This is a genomic window from Embleya sp. AB8 (genome assembly GCF_049739465.1).
GTDB lineage: Bacteria > Actinomycetota > Actinomycetes > Streptomycetales > Streptomycetaceae > Embleya.
Genome location: NZ_JBMHHY010000008.1, coordinates 22572 through 38189 on the forward strand (window position 1 = coordinate 22572; position 15618 = coordinate 38189).

A 15618-nucleotide genomic window follows, 5' to 3' on the forward strand; every position below is an offset into this window, starting at 1 on the left:
TCTTCAGCTCATGGGATGTCTGTCAAGCCGGTACGGCTGGCTCGGGCGACACGGCCGGCGGCCTCGGCGGGACCTGAAGTGCAGGTCGAGCTCGTTGAGTTGGTGGCGTCCCGGCGTGTCGCCGTGCTCTGCGGGCCATGCCGACAGGGCGATCCGCTCGGTGGCGGGGTTGTCGGTGCCGAATCTGGCAGGATGCGGGTTTCGGACGAGGTGGGGGCGGGTTCGGTGCGGCGTGCGGTGATGGTGGTCGTGGTGGTGACTGCCGTGGGGCTGATCGGGTGTTCGCGGGCGACTTCCGAGCGGCGGTCCGCGTCGCCGGCTGCCTCGGATTCGCCGACGGTTGCCGCGAGTTCGGTGGCGTCGGCGAGTGTCGAGCCGCCACCGGCGCGGCCGGCGGAGGACGAGGTTGTCGCGTCCGCACCCGTGGTCGCCGCGACGACGAGTGCGCCGTTCGTGCCTACCCAGGCGGAGTTGAATGCCGCGATCGCGCGGGCCCACGCGGCGCAGGCCGCCGGGCGGGATCCGGCCGCCGATCCTGCGGTGAAGCGGATCGACGACGTTTGCCTGGCTCTGCGCAGCACGAGTTGTGCGGGCTATTTGGCTGAGCGCGGGATCGGCCCGGCCGTCGAGGCGGCCAAGTCGTACGCGCCCAGGCCCACGTTCAGTGTGATTCCGGTGTGCCTGATGACCCCGCCGCCGGATCCCAGGACGAGGTACTGCCCGAATCTGCCCCGGCCGACCGACGTGCCGACCATCCCCAATGCTCCGATCGTGCGTTAGGAAGGCCGTGCCGGCTCCGGCAGTTGGGTGAGGACGCCGGCCAGGAAGCCCGGGAAGCGGGCGTCCAGGTCCGCCCGGCGCAGCGTCACGTAGCGGGAGCGGCCTTCGATGGTGGTCCAGGTGAGGCCGGCTTCGCGGAGTACCCGGTAGTGGTGGGACATGGTCGTCTGGTGGACATCCATGCCCTCGTTGATGCCGGAGCAGCTTTCCCGGCGCCCGTCGGCCAGGTGGGCGACGATCTGTAGGCGGGCCGGGTCGGCCAGCGCGTGGAGCACTTCGACGAACGTGATCTCGTCCCTGGACGGTTGTGTCAGCTCCCGCATCTGGTCCCTGCCTCCTGGGTTCGGCTGTCGGGGTCAGTCTAGCCCACATATTGACGCATGGACATGTGTCCATATGATCGAGCCATGTACAAACGATTGCTCCCTCTTGCGCTTGCCACGTTCGCCGTCGGCACCGACGGCTTCGTGCTCGCCGGGCTGCTTCCGTCCATCGCCGACGACCTCGACGTCAGCGTCGCCCGCGCCGGTCAGCTGGTGACCGCGTTCGCGCTGACCTTCGCCGTTGCGGCGCCCCTGCTCGGCTGGGCGACCAGTGCCCTGGACCGGCGTACCGCCCTGCTCTGGGCCCTGGGCGTGTTCGTCGTCGGCAACGCCGCGACCGCGCCGGCCACGCAGTACGGTGCGGTCCTGGCCGCCCGCGTCCTCACCGCCGTCGGCGCCGGCATCATCACCTCCACCGCGTCCAGTGCCGCAGCGGCCGTCGCGCCACCCGAACGGCGGGGCCGGGCACTGGCGTTCGTGCTCGGCGGGCTTACCCTCTCGACCGCCGTCGGCCTGCCGCTCGGCACCCTGATCGGCCGCGGCGACTGGCACGTGACCCTGTGGGCCGTCGCCGCACTCGGATTGGTCGCGGCGCTGGGCGTCGCGGCGGGCATCCCTCGGATCACCCTGCCCGCCATCCCGTTGCGCGCCCGCCTCGCGCCGCTCCGGGAACGGCTGGTCCAGCGGGTGCTCGTGGTGAGCATGCTGGCCATGGCCGGGACGTACCTGCTCTACACCTACATCGGCGCCGCCCTCGTGAAGGCGACCGACGACTCCGAGGGTGTCCTGACCGTGGCCCTGTTCGGATACGGGCTCGGCGTACTGAGCGGCAATCTCCTCGCCGGACACCTCTCCGACCGTCACCCGCCCGAGCGGGTTCTGGTCGCCGGCCTCGCCGCCGCCGTCCCGGTGCTCGCGGTCGGTCGCGCGGCGGTGGAGACCCTGCCCACCGCGCTGGTCTGGGCGGCGCTCTGGGGGGTGTGCGTGGGCCTGCCGGTGGTGCCGCAGCAGCACCGGCTGGTCGCCCACGCGCCCGCCGCCACGCCGGTGTTGCTGGGGCTGAACTCCTCCGCGCGCTACCTCGGCGTGGCCGCCGGCGGCGCCCTCGGCGGACTCGCCCAGCAGTGGATGTCACCGCTCTGGCTCGGCCTTCCCGGCGCCGCGGTCACCGCCCTCGCGCTCCTGATCGCCGCGCCCCGCACCGGCCGAAGCGCACACCCCGTGCCGGAGAAGGAGGTTGCCGCCGAGGTCCGGCTATGAACCGTCCGGTGCCGGGGACGGGGTGATGCCCACCCACCCCTGGTTGGCGTCGATCGTGGTCTGCGGTGCGACGGAGGTACCGCCGGCCGTGCCGAACGCCACGCAGGTCGGGGCCGTCGTGTCGATGGTGATCAGCGGGTTGCGGATGTTGGTGTCGAGTTTGTTGAACAACAGGAGTGCTCCGCCACTGCTCTGGGTGGGATCGCCCGGCGCGACATTCACCGTCTGGTGCCACTGCCAGGCGCCCCACGTGATGGTGGCCTCGGTCGGCCGAGGCTCCGCGCCGGGCGTGGCGAGGAGGACGTACACCTGGCCCTGGTAGGCGTGGTCGAACTGGTACACCCACCGGGTCCGGGTCGCGCAGCCCGACCCGGTGGCCGGCCAGGGCGGCGGCGTGGACATCGGGACGATCACCACCGTCGGCATCGCCTTGGGCGACGCCGCGGGCGCGGCCGAGGCGTCGTGCGCGCGCGGGAGGTTCACCCCGGTCACCAGCCCGGTGGCGATGCCGACGGCCAGGGTCGCCGCGGTCCGGATGCCGCGCGTCGACAACAGCCGTCGCCGGCGCGCGGGCGAGGGCTCGGGCGAGGCCGTCGCCGCGGCGCCGGCCGAGGCGGGTAAGAGCGGCGCCGCGCCGAGGAGTTCGCCCACCCCGGGCCCGACGTCGGGCACACCGCTGGCCCCCGGCCCCGCACCCGCCGTCTCCTTCAGCGCCTCGCGAGCCCGCTCCCAGTGTTCGAGCCAACACGCGGTGTTCGTCTCGCCGCACGCCTGGACGAACGCCTCCACCGTGGCCCAGGTCGGGAATTCCACCCCGCCGGCCGCCTCGGACAGCGCCGAGGTCGATCGATGCGCCCGTCTGCTCATCGTGGCGAAGGTGGGGTTTCCCGCGCGCTCGCGCAATCCCCGCAGTTGCAGAGCGAACTCGGCCACCGGGCCTGCGGTCGGGTTCAGGGTGCGTTGTTTGCGGCCCATCTCGTCTTCTCCCCTGGTAGCGGCTCCGGAATTGATTGTCCGCGTCGGGAAAGGCGGTTGACCCGCGTTGGCCGGTTTTCCGGGATTCATTGTCCGAAGAGAGTCGCTGTTGGTTCCGCTCCTCGACGCCCGCACTGTGGTTGCCGCGCCGGGGTGCCGCCGGGCACGTCCGAAACCCCGGACGGACGCCGCCGGTACGGACCACACACCGACCCGGACGACACCGACTCGGACAATCTGGAGAGCACGTGAAACAAACAGGAATGTGGCTGGCCCGGCTGCTCACCGCGCTGGCCCTGGTCGGCAGCGGCCTCGTGCTGTTCGCCGGTTCGGCACAGGCGACCACGATCTGCGGCAACACGCCGGTACCCCCGGGGATGGTGATCACCTCGGCCGGTACCAGCAACAGCTGTGGTGGCTATCTCGTCGAGACGATCGACCTGCCGTACAACGGGGTACGTATTTGCGGCAATTCGCCGATCCCCGGCGGCTGGGTGATCACCTCGGTCTACCAGACCAACAGCTGTGGCGGGTTTCTCGGCGAGACCCTCACCAACTCGACCAACAGCGGGTCCACCATCCGTATTTGCGGCAATTCACCGATCCCGGACGGCTGGGTGGTGGCCTCCGCCTATGTGACGGCCACCTGTGGCGACTACCTGGGCGAGTCGATCACCAATGCCCTGAGCAACGGGATCCGGGTCTGCGGCAACACGCCCGTGCCGGCCGGTTGGGTGGTGACCTCCGCCTACCCGAACAACAGCTGTGGCGGGTACCTCGGTGAGACCCTCACCAACTCGGCGAACAGCGGTTCCAGCATTCGGATTTGCGGCAATTCGCCGATCCCGGGCGGCTGGGTGGTCACTTCCGTCTACGTGACGAACAGCTGCGGCGGGTATCTCGGCGAGACCATCACCAACGCCCTGAGCAACGGCATGCACGTCTGCGGCAACTCGCCGATCCCCGGCGGTTGGGTCGTCACGGCCGTCTATCAGACCAACTACTGCGGCGACTACCAGACCGAGAACATCACCAAGGTGGCATGATCCCCGCACCCGCTTCGCGACCCCGGCAGGATCGCGGCACCATCGTGCCTCCCTCCTGCCGGGGTCGACCGCCCGTGGGCGAAGCTGCCCGTCACGCCCGTGCGTTGCGTCGGGCGTGGTGTTCGCCGGCGCAGGACAGGGCGGTGATCGTGCTGAAGGCGGCGCCCAGTACGCAGGCCGCGGTCCAGCCGGCGTGACTCCAGACCACGGAGGTGAGCGCGGATCCGGTCACGCCGCCGAGGAAGTAGGTGGTCATGTAGAGGGAGTTGAGTCGACTGCGGGCGCTCGGGTCGAGGGCGTACACCACGTTCTGGTTGCTGATGTGCACGGCCTGGACGGCCAGATCCAGGAGCAGGACGCCCGCGAGGAGCGGGACGAGGCCGTGTTTCCCGGCGGCCAGCGGGGCCCAGGACAGCAGGAGCAGGACGGCGCCGGCCTCGGTGACGGTGCGGGCCCGGCCGCGGTCGGCCAGGCGGCCGGCCAGTGATGCCGCCAACGCCCCGGCGGCGCCCGCGAGTCCGATCAGGCCGATGGCCGGCGGCGACCAGCCGTAGGGCGGTCCGGACAGCAGGAAGGTCAGCGAGACCCACAACACGGTGAACGCCGCGAAGCTCGACGCCCCGATCAGGGTCCGCCACCGCAACACCGGGTGCCGGCGCCACAGGCGGGCCATGGTGCGGAACGCGGAGCGGTACGGCGCGGGGTCGACCGCCGGGAAGCGCGGCAGCGTGCGGCGCAGCAGTACCGCCATCGTCGCCATCAACACGGCGTTCACCCAGTAGACCGTGCGCCAGCCGCCGAGCGCGGACAGCCCGCCGGCGGCGGTCCTGGCCAGCAGGATGCCCAGGAGCAGCCCGGTCATCACCGTCCCCACGGCCCGGCCGCGCATCCGGGGGGCCGCCATGGTCGCCGCGAACGGCACCATCACCTGCGCGCCGACCGAGCACACCCCGGTCAGGATCAGCCCGACGAACAACAGTGCGGTGTTCGGCGCGAGGGCGGTGCCGGCCAGGCCGACGGCGGTGGCCGCGCACAGGGTCACGGTGAGCCGGCGCCGCTCGACCAGGTCGCCGAGCGGGACCAGGAGCACCAGGCCGCATACGTAGCCGATCTGGCTGACCGCCACCACGAAGGCCGCCGTGCCGGAGCCCATGCCGAACCGTTCGGCCATCACATCCAGGAGCGGCTGGGCGAAGTAGTTCGCGCCCGCGGACAGGCCGGTGGCGATGGCCATCAGCACCAGCGTGCCGCGGGTGAGGATCCCCTCGCCCGCCGCCGACGGCGCCCGCGAAGCCGTCGGCCGGCGCCCCTGTTCCTCAGGACCCACTGCGCGTACTCCTCACCAGGTGACCGGCAACGTCGCCGGGCATGCGAAGAAGCTGTCGTCCGCCTTCTCGACGGTGTGTGGTGCAACGGCCAGGCGCAGGCCCGGAAGGCGGGCGAAGAGCACCGCGTAGGCCGTCGCGACGACCACCTGGGCCAGTACCGAGCCCAGGCAGAAGTGTGTGCCGGCGCCGAAGAAGACCGAGCCCTTCTCGGTCCGGCGCAGGTCGAACACGCCGGGATCGGCGAACTCGCGCGGGTCGTGCGCGGCGGCGAGCGTGGAGGTGATCACCCCCTCGCCCTTGCTCACCCGGATCCCGTGCAGGTCGATGTCCTCCAGGGCCACGCGCGGGAAGTTGGTGATGCCGTTGTTGTGGTAGCGCAGCACCTCGCGGGCGGCCTCCGGCCACAATCGCGGATCCCGCCGGCACGCGGCGAGTTGGTCGTCGTGCAGGAGCAGTGTCATGGTGCCCACGGTGAGCGGCGGGACCAGCGGATCGGTCACGTTCATCAGCAGGAGGCCCGTGGTCCCGACCGCCTCCCGTCGGCTGATCGTGCCCTCGCGAGCGGCTTGCGCGAGGGTGCCCACCGGCCCGCCGGACCTGCCGGGTGTGTGCCCGTCGGCCCGGTCCACCAGTTCCTCGGCCAGGGCCGCCACGGCCGCGGTCGCCGCCCGGATCTGCTCGGGAGTGCCCGACAGGTCCAACTGGCGGCGGATCTGCACCTGCGCCCGGGCGTGTTCGTCGTTGTCGATGCCCATCAGCTCGGTGGCGAACCGGGCCACGAGCGGTTCGCTGAACGAGGTGACCAGGTCGACGGACCCGGCCGGCCCGGCCCGTTCCAGGCGATCCACGAGGTCGTGCGCGTGCCGCTCCGTCGTCACGCGCCACCCGTCCGCCGTACGGCGGGTGAAGTACGCGCCGAGCACGCTTCGCAGGTGGGCGTGATCGTCGCCTTCCATGTTGAACAGGGAGCCCTCGACCGAGGTGAGGTCGTCGCCGGCCATCCGGGGTGCGCCGGCGAAGACCAGATCCCGGGAGAAGCGGGGATCGTGCATCACCAAGCGCACGTCCGCGTAGCGGGTGACCAGCCACAACCGGTTGCCACTGGGCATCACGACCGGACACAGCGGCCGGTCGTCGCGCAGGGTGGCCAGGATCGGCGGAATCGTGAAGAGTGGTCCCGGGGGGAAGTCCTGGGGAATCCTCAGTACTTCCGTCTCGGCCAGATCGGTGAGAGCCACGCCTGTTCTCCGTCCCTCGAACACGGACCGTATCGTGTGGATCACTCTACGGGGATCGCCCGCCGACCGGTCACCGCGCCGCCGGCTCGAATGCCGCGATCAGGTCGCGTTGTTCGCAGCGCACCCCACCGCGAAGCACCGACGTCGTGCGGATCATCGAGGCGAAGTCGGTGAACGGATCGCCGGCCACCAGGGTGAGGTCGGCCAGTTTGCCCGGCTCCAGGGTGCCCAGGTCGCGGTCGGCGCCGAAGAGCCGGGCGGGCAGCACAGTGGCGGTGCGCAGCGTCTCGGCGACGGACAGCCCGCCGCCGTGCAACGCCCGCAGGCCGAGATGCAGATGCAGGCCGATCGGCACCAACGGCGCGTCGGTGCCCAGCGCGACCAGGCCGCCGCCGCGCAACACCCGCCGGTAGATCGCCATTTCGGTGTCCAGGGCGGTCGTCTGCGCGCTGCTCGGCGGGTGTGCGGCGAGCTGCCGCACCTGGTCCCGGTCCCAGGGCGGCATCAGCACGGTGACCCGTTCGTCCTCGGCCAACGCGGGATCGAGGCCGAGCAGGGCCGACGCGGTGAACGGGGTGGCGATCATCGCGAAGTCCGTCGCGGTGTAGATCTCCTCGACGTCCTGGTACGCCCGGCCGGCGGCGGAGACCGCGCGGCCGAACTCGACGCGCTGGGTGGCCTGGAGGTGGGTGGTCAGATCCTGGCCCAGCTCGATTCCCGGCGAACACAGGTGACTTCCGGCCGGGACGCCGAGTTCCTCGTGCGCGTGGCGGGCGGCCTCGGCCATCAGCCAGGCCGGGGCCCGGACGTAGGTCTTGACCATGTCCCAGTCGAGCGCGGCGGCGCGCTCCAGGGAGCGGGCCAGGCCGTCCCGGGTGCGGTGCGCGCGGCCCATGCTGTAGGCCACCCGGGCGCCGTCGAGCAGTTCGCCGGTGGTCAGCAGGCGCGGACCGAGCAACTCCCCGGCGGCGAGCGCGTCCTTGAGCCGGGCCTGCTCGTACGCGAAGCCGCCGAGGGAGACCGCCGTGGTGATGCCGTAGGCGAGTTGGATGCCGGTCTGCCGGCCGCCGTAGGTGTACTGCCAGGGGTGGGTGTGCGCGTCCCACAGGCCCGGCACGACGGTCTGTGCGGAGGCGTCCACGAGCCGCTCGCCGGCCCGGCGGGTCCGGTGCGGCTCGATCGCGGTGATCCGCCCGCCGCGCACCAGGACGTCGACGTCGTCGCGGACCGTCTCGCCGGTGCCGTCCCAGCACCGGCCGGCGTGTACGACGACGTCGACCGGGGTCGGCCGCCGGTAGTCCAGAGCCACGGGCACCGTGCGGGCCGGACCGGTCCCGGGCGCGTCGAGCAGGCGCAGTCGCCCGGCGGACAGGTACAACAACCCGCCGGTGGCCCGGGCCCAGGACGGGTGGTCGGCGGACTCCGGGCCGAGCCCGCGCAGTTCGCCGGCCGGGCTGCCGTCGGGGTGTACCGGCAGCAGGCACAGCGCGGACTCGACGACGACGGCCATCGTGCGCCCGTCGGGGGACCAGACCGGACCCGAGTCGTAGCGGTCGGCGATCGAGGTGTGCGGCGCGACCGCGAACAGCCCTGCCGCGCCCACCGGTTCGGCGCTCGTCGGGTCGCCGGCCGGGGCGTCGAAGGTGTCCACGACCCGGATCAGGTTGTAGCCCTCGCGGAACCGCCGGTTGAGCCGGTTGCGGTCGCACAGCGCGAGGTAGCGGCCGTCCGGCGACCAACTCGGCCGCCCGGGCAGTCCGCCGCCGCCCATCGGCGCGGCCAGGATGTGTTCGGTGCCGTGCGCCAGGTCGGTCAGCACAAGATTGCCGGACATGTCCAGGGTCGCCAGCCGCGTACCGTCCGGGGACAGCGCCGGATGTACCCGGCCGCCGGTCGCCAGTACCGTCTCCGCGCCCGAGGCCAGGTCCAACCGCCGTACCGCGAACAGACCGTCCCGGTCGTCGGCGAACACCAGAGCCCGCCCGTCGCTTGTCCAGGTCGGCGCCAGCACATAGCGGGTCGGCGGGACCGAGCGCACCCGCTGTGGCCCGGCCCCGCCCGAAGTCGGGACGATCCACAGGGAGTTGAGCGCGGCGAAGGCCACCTCGGAGCCGTCGGGGGACAGCGCGGGCAGATGGATCCCACGCACGGGCCGGACCCGGTCCTCGTCGAACCGGTGCTGCTTGGCGCGTCGGCGCGGGCGATCCAGGGTGAGCGTGGCGCGGAACGGGATCTCCCGGCTCGCGGTCGGGGTGTCCGGCGAGCCGAGCCGAAACCGGCCGTCCACGTTCAGCAGCAGTTCGCGATCCGAGGCCCAGCGCGGCGGCACCGGGAGCACGTCGCCGTCGATCGCCACCGGTGCGCCGTCCACGATCAGGGCACCCGACCCGGCCTCGGTACCGTGCCCCGCCGTCCCGGTCGTGCGCAGGTAGGCGAGCCGCCCCGTGGGCGACACGGCCGGCGTCATCACCTGCACGCCGGCGGTGGTGTCGGTGTGCTCGACGGTCACCGGGCCGAGGCCGTCGGCGCGCACCGACAGGACCCGGCGCGCGTCGGGGGCGGGCCCGGAGGTGTCGGCGCGGACGAACAGGATGCGCTCGCCGTGCGGGGCCCAGGTCGGGTCGAAGTCCTCCCAGGCACCCACCTGCGCGGGCCCGTCCGGCCCGTCCGGCCCGGGCGAGCCGCCGACCGTGGTCAGGGCACCGCTACGCAGGTCCAGGACCCAGATGCGGTACGGACACCCCGTCACCGGATCGCCGCCGCGTTCGGACGCGAAGGCGAGCCGGGTGCCGTCGGGGGACCACGCGGGACCCCGGTCGTCCCACGCACCGTCGGTGAGCCGGCGCAGCCCGGTGCCGTCCGGCCGGATCGTCCACACGTGGAACGCGCCGTCGCGGTAGGCGGAGAACGCCAGCAGCCGCCCATCCGGAGAGAACGTCGGCCGAGTCGGCTCCAGATCCGGCGTGGTCAGCGCGCGGGCCGGACCCCCGCGCAGCGGAATCGACCACAACACGCCCTGTACCTCCGCGATCATCGCGTCGGCGGCCGGGTGCATGGTCGCGGCCCCGTTCGTGGCGGCGGTGAAGGTGAGCGACGCGGAGCGCGATCCCGCGTCGAGCGCGAGGGCGTCGCCGGCGAGCAGGCCGACCACGGCGAGGCCGCCGACACCCTGCAGGAATCGACGCCGGGACGGCGGCCGGTCGAGCGGCCCGGCGAGCGAGCGGTCGGGATCGGCGGGGTGGGCGGGACCGACGGTATGCAGGGCGCACCTCCTGACAAGGGGCCTGCCGGGCCCGATCGTCCACGACGAGTGGGCGGCCCGAACCGGTGGGCGGGGCGGTCGGCGGAAAACTATCGGCTCGTCCCGGTCGGCACCCGGGCACGGAACGCCCCGGCGCGCCGAATCACCACAACGAGTGAGCCCCGGTGACTCCGCAGCGCCACCCGACTCGCGGGCGGCGCACCGGGCGCGGCGCCGCCGGTGAGCGTCGGCCCGTCGCCGGGCTGAAGTTCGCCGGATCGGCACTTTGCCGTCATCGGGCGTTGTGCGGTCCCCGCTAGGTTGGCGAAGGCACGCGCTCCGGGAAGGATGGCACATGGAATTCCGTTACCTGGAGTCTTTTCTCGCGATTGCCGACGAACTGCATTTCGGCCGAGCCGCCGAACGGCTGCATCTCGCGCAACCCTCGCTGAGTCAACAACTCCAGCGCCTCGAAAAGGAACTGGGCGTCGTATTGGTGGCCCGCACGTCGCACGAGGTACGGCTGACCCCCGCCGGTCGGGTGTTCCGCGCCGAGGCGCAGGGCATCGTCGAACGGCTCGCCAAGGCCGCGGACCTGGCCCGCGAGGCGGCGGCCGGGCGGGTCGGCACGGTCAAGGTCGGGTTCAACTTCCCGGCCGGGCAGCGGGTGCTGCCGCCGACCCTGCAGCGCCTGGCCGAGGACTATCCCGGGGTGGTCACCTCACTGTGGGAGAAGCGCAGCGGACCGCAACTGACCGGGCTGCTCGCCGGAGACCTGGACGTCGCGCTGATCTTCGGCCGGCCGTTGAGCGCGCGGTTGCGCTCACGCCGGCTGTTGTCCCTGCCGCTGGTCGCGGTGGTCGGCGACGGGCATCCGTGGGCGCGACGCGAACAGGTGGCCTTTCGCGAACTCGCGCACCAGCCCTGCGTACTGTTCCAGCGTGAACAGAGCCCGGCGATGTACGACACCATCGTGCGCGCCGCCGAGGACAGCGGGATCAGCCTGACCATTGCCGACGAAGTCGACGACACCGGCGCCACCGGCGTGGTGGTCTCGACCCGGCCGGTGGTGGGTTTCGCCTCGGCCGCGGTCCGCGCGATCCAACCGGCCCGGCAGGGGTTGAGCGTGGTGCCGCTGGTGGATCCGGTGCCGATGTTGAGCCTGGACGTGGTCTGGCGCGCCGACGACCACGATCCCGTGGTCGAGGCGTTCCTGGACAGCGTCGAGACGGTCGAGGTCGCGCACGCGTAGCCGGTGTTCCTCGGCGTATCGACGGGCCCGATCGAGGGCGCCGAGCCATGGCCCGGTGCCGCGTTCGGCGATTGTCCGCAGCAATGGCGCGTTCGGCGATTGCTCATTGCCGGGGCGGAGCCGGTGAATCACGATTTCGGTGCGAAGGCAGTGCCTTTCGCGTCGACTCGTAGATCGGAATCGGAAATGCAACTCACCGTGCTCGGATGTCGTTCGGGCATGCCGGCCGACGGGCAGGCCAGTTCGGGCTATCTCGTCACCTCGGCCGGCGCCCGGATCCTGCTCGACTGCGGACCGGGCGTGATGACCGGCCTGGGCACGGTGACCCGGCCGGACCGGCTCGACGCCGTGGTGATCAGCCACATGCACCTGGACCACTGCTACGACCTGCTCCCGCTCGGCAAGCGGCTGTTGGCCGCCACCGTGCCCTACCCGGGCGACCTGCCCGAGTCGTTCAAGCGGGCCGCGCTGCCGCCGCGGCGTGCCGATCGGGGGCGGTTGCCGCTGTACGTACCGGCCGGCGCGCGTGATGTGCTCGACCGGCTGGCGGCGCTGTTCCCGGTGACCACGATGCCGCTCCTGGACCAGGCGTTCGAACTTGCCTTCGAGGTCCGCGAGTACACCTCGGGCGACGACTTCGCGGTGGGCGACTGCCGGGTGGACGTCCGGGAGTTGCGGCACGCCGCGCCGAACTGCGGGGTACGGGTGACCGGCCCGGACGGGACGCTCGTCTACACCGGCGACACCGGCGTCACCGACGCACTGCCGGAACTGGCCCGGGACAGCGATCTGCTCCTGGCCGAGGCCACCTTGGAGCAGACCGACAACGGCGCGCACGGCCACCTGAGCGCCGCCGACGCGGGCCGCGCCGCGGCGGCCGCGGGAGCCGGGCAGTTGGTGCTGACCCACTTCGTCACCGCCGACCCGGACTGGCTGGCCGCCCGCCGGGCCGAGGCGGCGGCCGTCTACGCCGGGCCGGTGCTGCTGGCCCACCCCGGGGCTCGATTCGACGTTCGGAAGGGTTCGTAGTGAAGGCGATCGGCAGTATCGGAAGCAGCGGCAAGGGAAGCGGTGGGCCGGTGTTGGCCCGCCGATCCGTGCTCGGGTTGCTCGGAGTCGCCGGGCTGACCGGGCTGACCGCCGCGTGCGGTGGCGGCGGGGGAGGGGGCGGCGGTGGGAAGACGGTGACCCTCGACTTCCTCTCCTACAACTACGGCACGCCCGACCTGGGCGGCCAGGGCACGCAGAAGCTGATCGACGCGTTCCACGCGGCCAACCCGGACGTCCGGATCAAGCCGCAGGGCGTCGCGGTCAAGGACGTACTGACCAAGCTGCGCACGGACACCGCCGCCGGCAATCCACCCGACGTCGCGCAGATCGGCTGGAGCAAGATGGCCGAGGCGTACGCGAACCTGCCGCTCGTGCCGGTCCAGGACCTCCCCGCGCCCGCCGACTGGCAGGCACACGTCGCCGGGATGTCGGCGGGGGTGCTGGCGGCCGTCCGGCACGACGGCAAGGTCAAGGCGATGCCCTACACGATGTCCATCCCGGTGTTGTTCTACAACGCCGACCTGTTCCGCAAGGCGGGCCTCGATCCCGACCGTGCGCCGCGCTCGGTCGCCGAGATCAAGGACGCCGCGCTGGCCGTGGTCCGCTCCGGTGCCCAGGGCTGCTACTTCGCGGTGGCCGACGCGGGCAAGTCCGACTACCTGACGCAGTCGGTGATCGCGAGCAACGGCGGTACGCTGCTGCGCCCCGACGGCAGTTTGGCGCTCACCGATCCGGCCGCGGTCGGCGCGCTGACCGCGCTCCAGGACCTCACCGTCTCCGGCGCGGCACCGGCGGTGTCCGCGAACGACGCGGTCGCGGCGTTCGCCGGCGGGAAGCTGGCGATGATCGTGCTCAGCACGGCGGCGCTGACCAACTTCGAGAAGGCCGCGAGCGGCAAGTTCGATCTGCGCACGGCCGGTTTCCCGCGCTTCACGGACGCACCGGCGCGGCCCACCTACTCGGGGGCGGGCCTGGCGGTGCTGACGAAGGACAAGGCTCGGCAGCGGGCCGCCTGGCGGTTCGTCAGCTTCCTGACCGGGGCCCAGGGATTCACCGTGATCACCCGGGACATGGGCTATCTGCCGCTGCGTCAGGCATTGGTGAGCGATCCGGCCTACCTCGGGGGCTACTTCGCCGAGAACAAGCGGCTGCTGCCGGCACTCGACCAACTCGACTCGGTCACGCCGTACACGTTCTTCCCCGGACGCAACGCCAACCAGGCGGTGCTGGCCCTCCAGGACGAGGCGGTGGAGCCGATCGTGCTGCGCAAGGCCGATCCGGCGAAGACGTTGGCCGAGGCGGCGGCCAAGATCCGCTCGCTGGCCGCACGATCGTGACCGCCACACTGGTGGAGGGCGCGCGCGGGGAGACCGCCGCGGTGCCGCGCGCGGGCGGGAAGCGCCGGAGCGGGCGGCTCGGGCCGTGGCTCTACCTGTCGCCGATGTTGCTCTCGCTGGTGGTGTGGGTCTACGGGCCGCTGGTGTTCACCGGGGTACTCAGCTTCCTGGACTGGGACCTGACCTCGGATCAGCACCCGTTCGTGGGCACCGACAACTACGAACGACTCTTCGGCGAACCGGAGTTCCCGCGCGCGATCCGCCGTACCGTGCTCTATGTCGCGCTGATGGTGCCGTTCGCCACCTTCGTTCCGCTGGGGCTGGCGATCATGTTGTGGAAACGGCCCGGCCGGATGTCCGAGATCTATCGGGCACTGCTGTTCCTGCCCGTGGTGCTGGCCCCGGTGGCCACCGCCGTCTCGTGGCAGTTCGTCCTGAATCCCCTTCAGGGAGTGGCCAATGCCGCACTGGGCGGTCTGGGCTTCGCCGACGATCGCAACTGGCTCGGGGACCCGGACACCGCACTGCCGGTGATCGTCGCCGTCACCGCCGCGAAGATCATCGCGCTGAACATGCTGCTGTTCGGCGCCGCCCTGGCGGCGATCGACCGGCGCGGGATCGAGGCCGCCCGGATCGAGGGCGCCACCGAATGGGAGATCACCCGCTTCGTGGTCTGGCCGCAACTGCGCCGCACCACCGTGCTGTTGGGCTTCGTGTGTGTCGTACTCGCCGGACAGTGGGTGTTCACCAACGTCGCGGTGCTCACCCAGGGCGGGCCCGACGGCAGCACGGACAACGTCTACCACCGGCTCTACGTCTACGGGTTCACCTTCTTCGACATCGGCGCCGCGTCCGCGGCGGCGGTCGTCATCGTGCTCGCGCTCACCGCGCTCTTCGGCCTGCGGATCGTGGCCGGGCGCCTTGCCGGGAGGTCTGCTCGTGCCGAGACGCGATAGTACCGTCGAGCCGGTGGTCAAGGTCCTGCGAGCGGTCGGGCGGCATGCCGTGCTGATCGCCGTCGCGGGGGCGATGTTGTTCCCGGTGTTGTGGGCGCTGATCACCTCGTTCAAGCCCGCCAACGACATCTACGGCACCGACCCGCTGCCGGTGCCCGCGAGCCTGGAGCACTACCGGACCGCGCTCGACGACTTCCCGATCGGGCGACTGCTCGTCAACACCTTCCTGATGGCCGCCGGGGTGACCCTCGCGCAGCTCGCGGTGGGCGTGCTCGCGGCCTACGCGCTGGTGCGCTTCCGGGTCCCGCTGCGCGGCTGGATCATGGGCGCACTGGCGGTGGCCCTGGTCGTCCCGGCCCAGTCGCTGATCGTGCCGCACTTCCTGATGTTGGCCGAACTCGGTTGGCGCGACTCGTATCCCGGACTCGTCCTGCCCCAACTCTCCGGCTGCGCACTGGCGGTGCTCCTCCTGCACGAACACGTCAAGGCCATCCCGCCGGGGCTGATCGGGGCCGCCGCACTCGAGGGCGCCACCCCGTGGGAGACCCTGCGATTCGTGGTACTCCCGCTTTTGCGCCCGGCGTTGGGCGCGGTCGCGGTGCTGGTGTTCATCAGCACCTGGAACGAGTATCTGTGGCCGCTGCTCGCCGCGCCGAGCCGGGACCACACCACCATCCAGGTGGGACTGCAACTGTTCCAGAACCAGGAAGGGCCCAACCCCGGGCCACTGCTCGCGGCGGCCATGTTGTCGACGCTGCCCGTCGTCGCCGTCTACCTGCTCGCCTCCCGTCGCATCGCCGACGCGTTCCTCCACTCCGGATTGCGGTGACCC

General features: G+C 71.9%; 13 protein-coding genes. 8 read left to right on the forward strand and 5 right to left on the reverse strand.

Annotated features, from left to right (window positions below; translation table 11 throughout):
* The first annotated feature begins 192 nt into the window (after positions 1-192).
* Positions 193-780 carry a hypothetical protein gene (locus ABIA38_RS13150; protein WP_424638753.1) on the forward strand — a complete coding sequence of 196 codons (588 nt, stop codon included), beginning with the start codon at positions 193-195 and terminating at the stop codon, positions 778-780.
* Here ABIA38_RS13150 and ABIA38_RS13155 read toward each other — a convergent pair.
* Positions 777-1103 carry an ArsR/SmtB family transcription factor gene (locus ABIA38_RS13155; RefSeq protein ID WP_424638754.1) on the reverse strand — a complete coding sequence of 109 codons (327 nt, stop codon included), beginning with the start codon at positions 1101-1103 and terminating at the stop codon, positions 777-779. The two genes, ABIA38_RS13150 and ABIA38_RS13155, sit on opposite strands and share 4 nt — an antisense overlap.
* An 84-nt stretch (positions 1104-1187) precedes the next feature.
* Between ABIA38_RS13155 and ABIA38_RS13160 the strand changes: the two genes are divergently transcribed.
* The gene (locus tag ABIA38_RS13160; RefSeq protein WP_424638755.1) at positions 1188-2363 is read left to right on the forward strand and encodes an MFS transporter; all 1176 of its coding nucleotides are present in this window, start codon (positions 1188-1190) and stop codon (positions 2361-2363) included.
* Here the strand turns inward: ABIA38_RS13160 and ABIA38_RS13165 are convergent.
* Entirely contained in the window at positions 2358-3338 is a 981-nt protein-coding gene (locus ABIA38_RS13165; protein WP_424638756.1) for a helix-turn-helix domain-containing protein, read from the reverse strand. The two genes, ABIA38_RS13160 and ABIA38_RS13165, sit on opposite strands and share 6 nt — an antisense overlap.
* Positions 3339-3586: 248 nt before the next feature.
* Here ABIA38_RS13165 and ABIA38_RS13170 point away from each other — a divergent pair, with 248 nt between their 5' ends.
* Complete coding sequence (locus ABIA38_RS13170) at positions 3587-4384, forward strand: hypothetical protein (protein WP_424638757.1); 798 nt, start codon at positions 3587-3589, stop codon at positions 4382-4384.
* A 91-nt stretch (positions 4385-4475) separates the two neighbouring features.
* Here the strand turns inward: ABIA38_RS13170 and ABIA38_RS13175 are convergent, their stop codons facing one another.
* The 3 genes from ABIA38_RS13175 to ABIA38_RS13185 form a co-directional block, all read right to left on the reverse strand.
* Positions 4476-5711, reverse strand: coding sequence for an MFS transporter (locus ABIA38_RS13175; RefSeq protein WP_424638758.1), 1236 nt, complete (start codon positions 5709-5711; stop codon positions 4476-4478).
* Between the two features lie 12 nt (positions 5712-5723).
* On the reverse strand, positions 5724-6950 hold the full coding sequence (locus ABIA38_RS13180) for a cytochrome P450 (protein ID WP_424638759.1): 1227 nt from the start codon (positions 6948-6950) through the stop codon (positions 5724-5726).
* A 70-nt stretch (positions 6951-7020) separates the two neighbouring features.
* On the reverse strand, positions 7021-10101 hold the full coding sequence (locus tag ABIA38_RS13185; protein WP_424638760.1) for an amidohydrolase family protein: 3081 nt from the start codon (positions 10099-10101) through the stop codon (positions 7021-7023).
* Positions 10102-10546: 445 nt separating this feature from the next.
* Between ABIA38_RS13185 and ABIA38_RS13190 the strand changes: the two genes are divergently transcribed.
* The 5 genes from ABIA38_RS13190 (at position 10547) to ABIA38_RS13210 (ending at position 15615) form a co-directional block, all read left to right on the forward strand.
* Positions 10547-11443: a LysR family transcriptional regulator gene (locus ABIA38_RS13190; protein ID WP_424638761.1), complete on the forward strand. Its 897-nt coding sequence runs from the start codon at positions 10547-10549 to the stop codon at positions 11441-11443.
* Between the two features lie 186 nt (positions 11444-11629).
* Positions 11630-12472: an MBL fold metallo-hydrolase gene (locus ABIA38_RS13195; RefSeq protein ID WP_424638762.1), complete on the forward strand. Its 843-nt coding sequence runs from the start codon at positions 11630-11632 to the stop codon at positions 12470-12472.
* Positions 12472-13830 carry an ABC transporter substrate-binding protein gene (locus ABIA38_RS13200; protein ID WP_424638763.1) on the forward strand — a complete coding sequence of 453 codons (1359 nt, stop codon included), beginning with the start codon at positions 12472-12474 and terminating at the stop codon, positions 13828-13830. Before ABIA38_RS13195 ends, ABIA38_RS13200 begins: the two co-directional genes overlap by 1 nt.
* Positions 13827-14786, forward strand: coding sequence for a carbohydrate ABC transporter permease (locus ABIA38_RS13205; protein WP_424638764.1), 960 nt, complete (start codon positions 13827-13829; stop codon positions 14784-14786). The genes ABIA38_RS13200 and ABIA38_RS13205 overlap by 4 nt, the downstream gene beginning before the upstream one ends.
* Entirely contained in the window at positions 14770-15615 is an 846-nt protein-coding gene (locus ABIA38_RS13210) for a carbohydrate ABC transporter permease (RefSeq protein ID WP_424638765.1), read from the forward strand. Before ABIA38_RS13205 ends, ABIA38_RS13210 begins: the two co-directional genes overlap by 17 nt.
* The last annotated feature ends 3 nt before the right edge of the window (positions 15616-15618 follow it).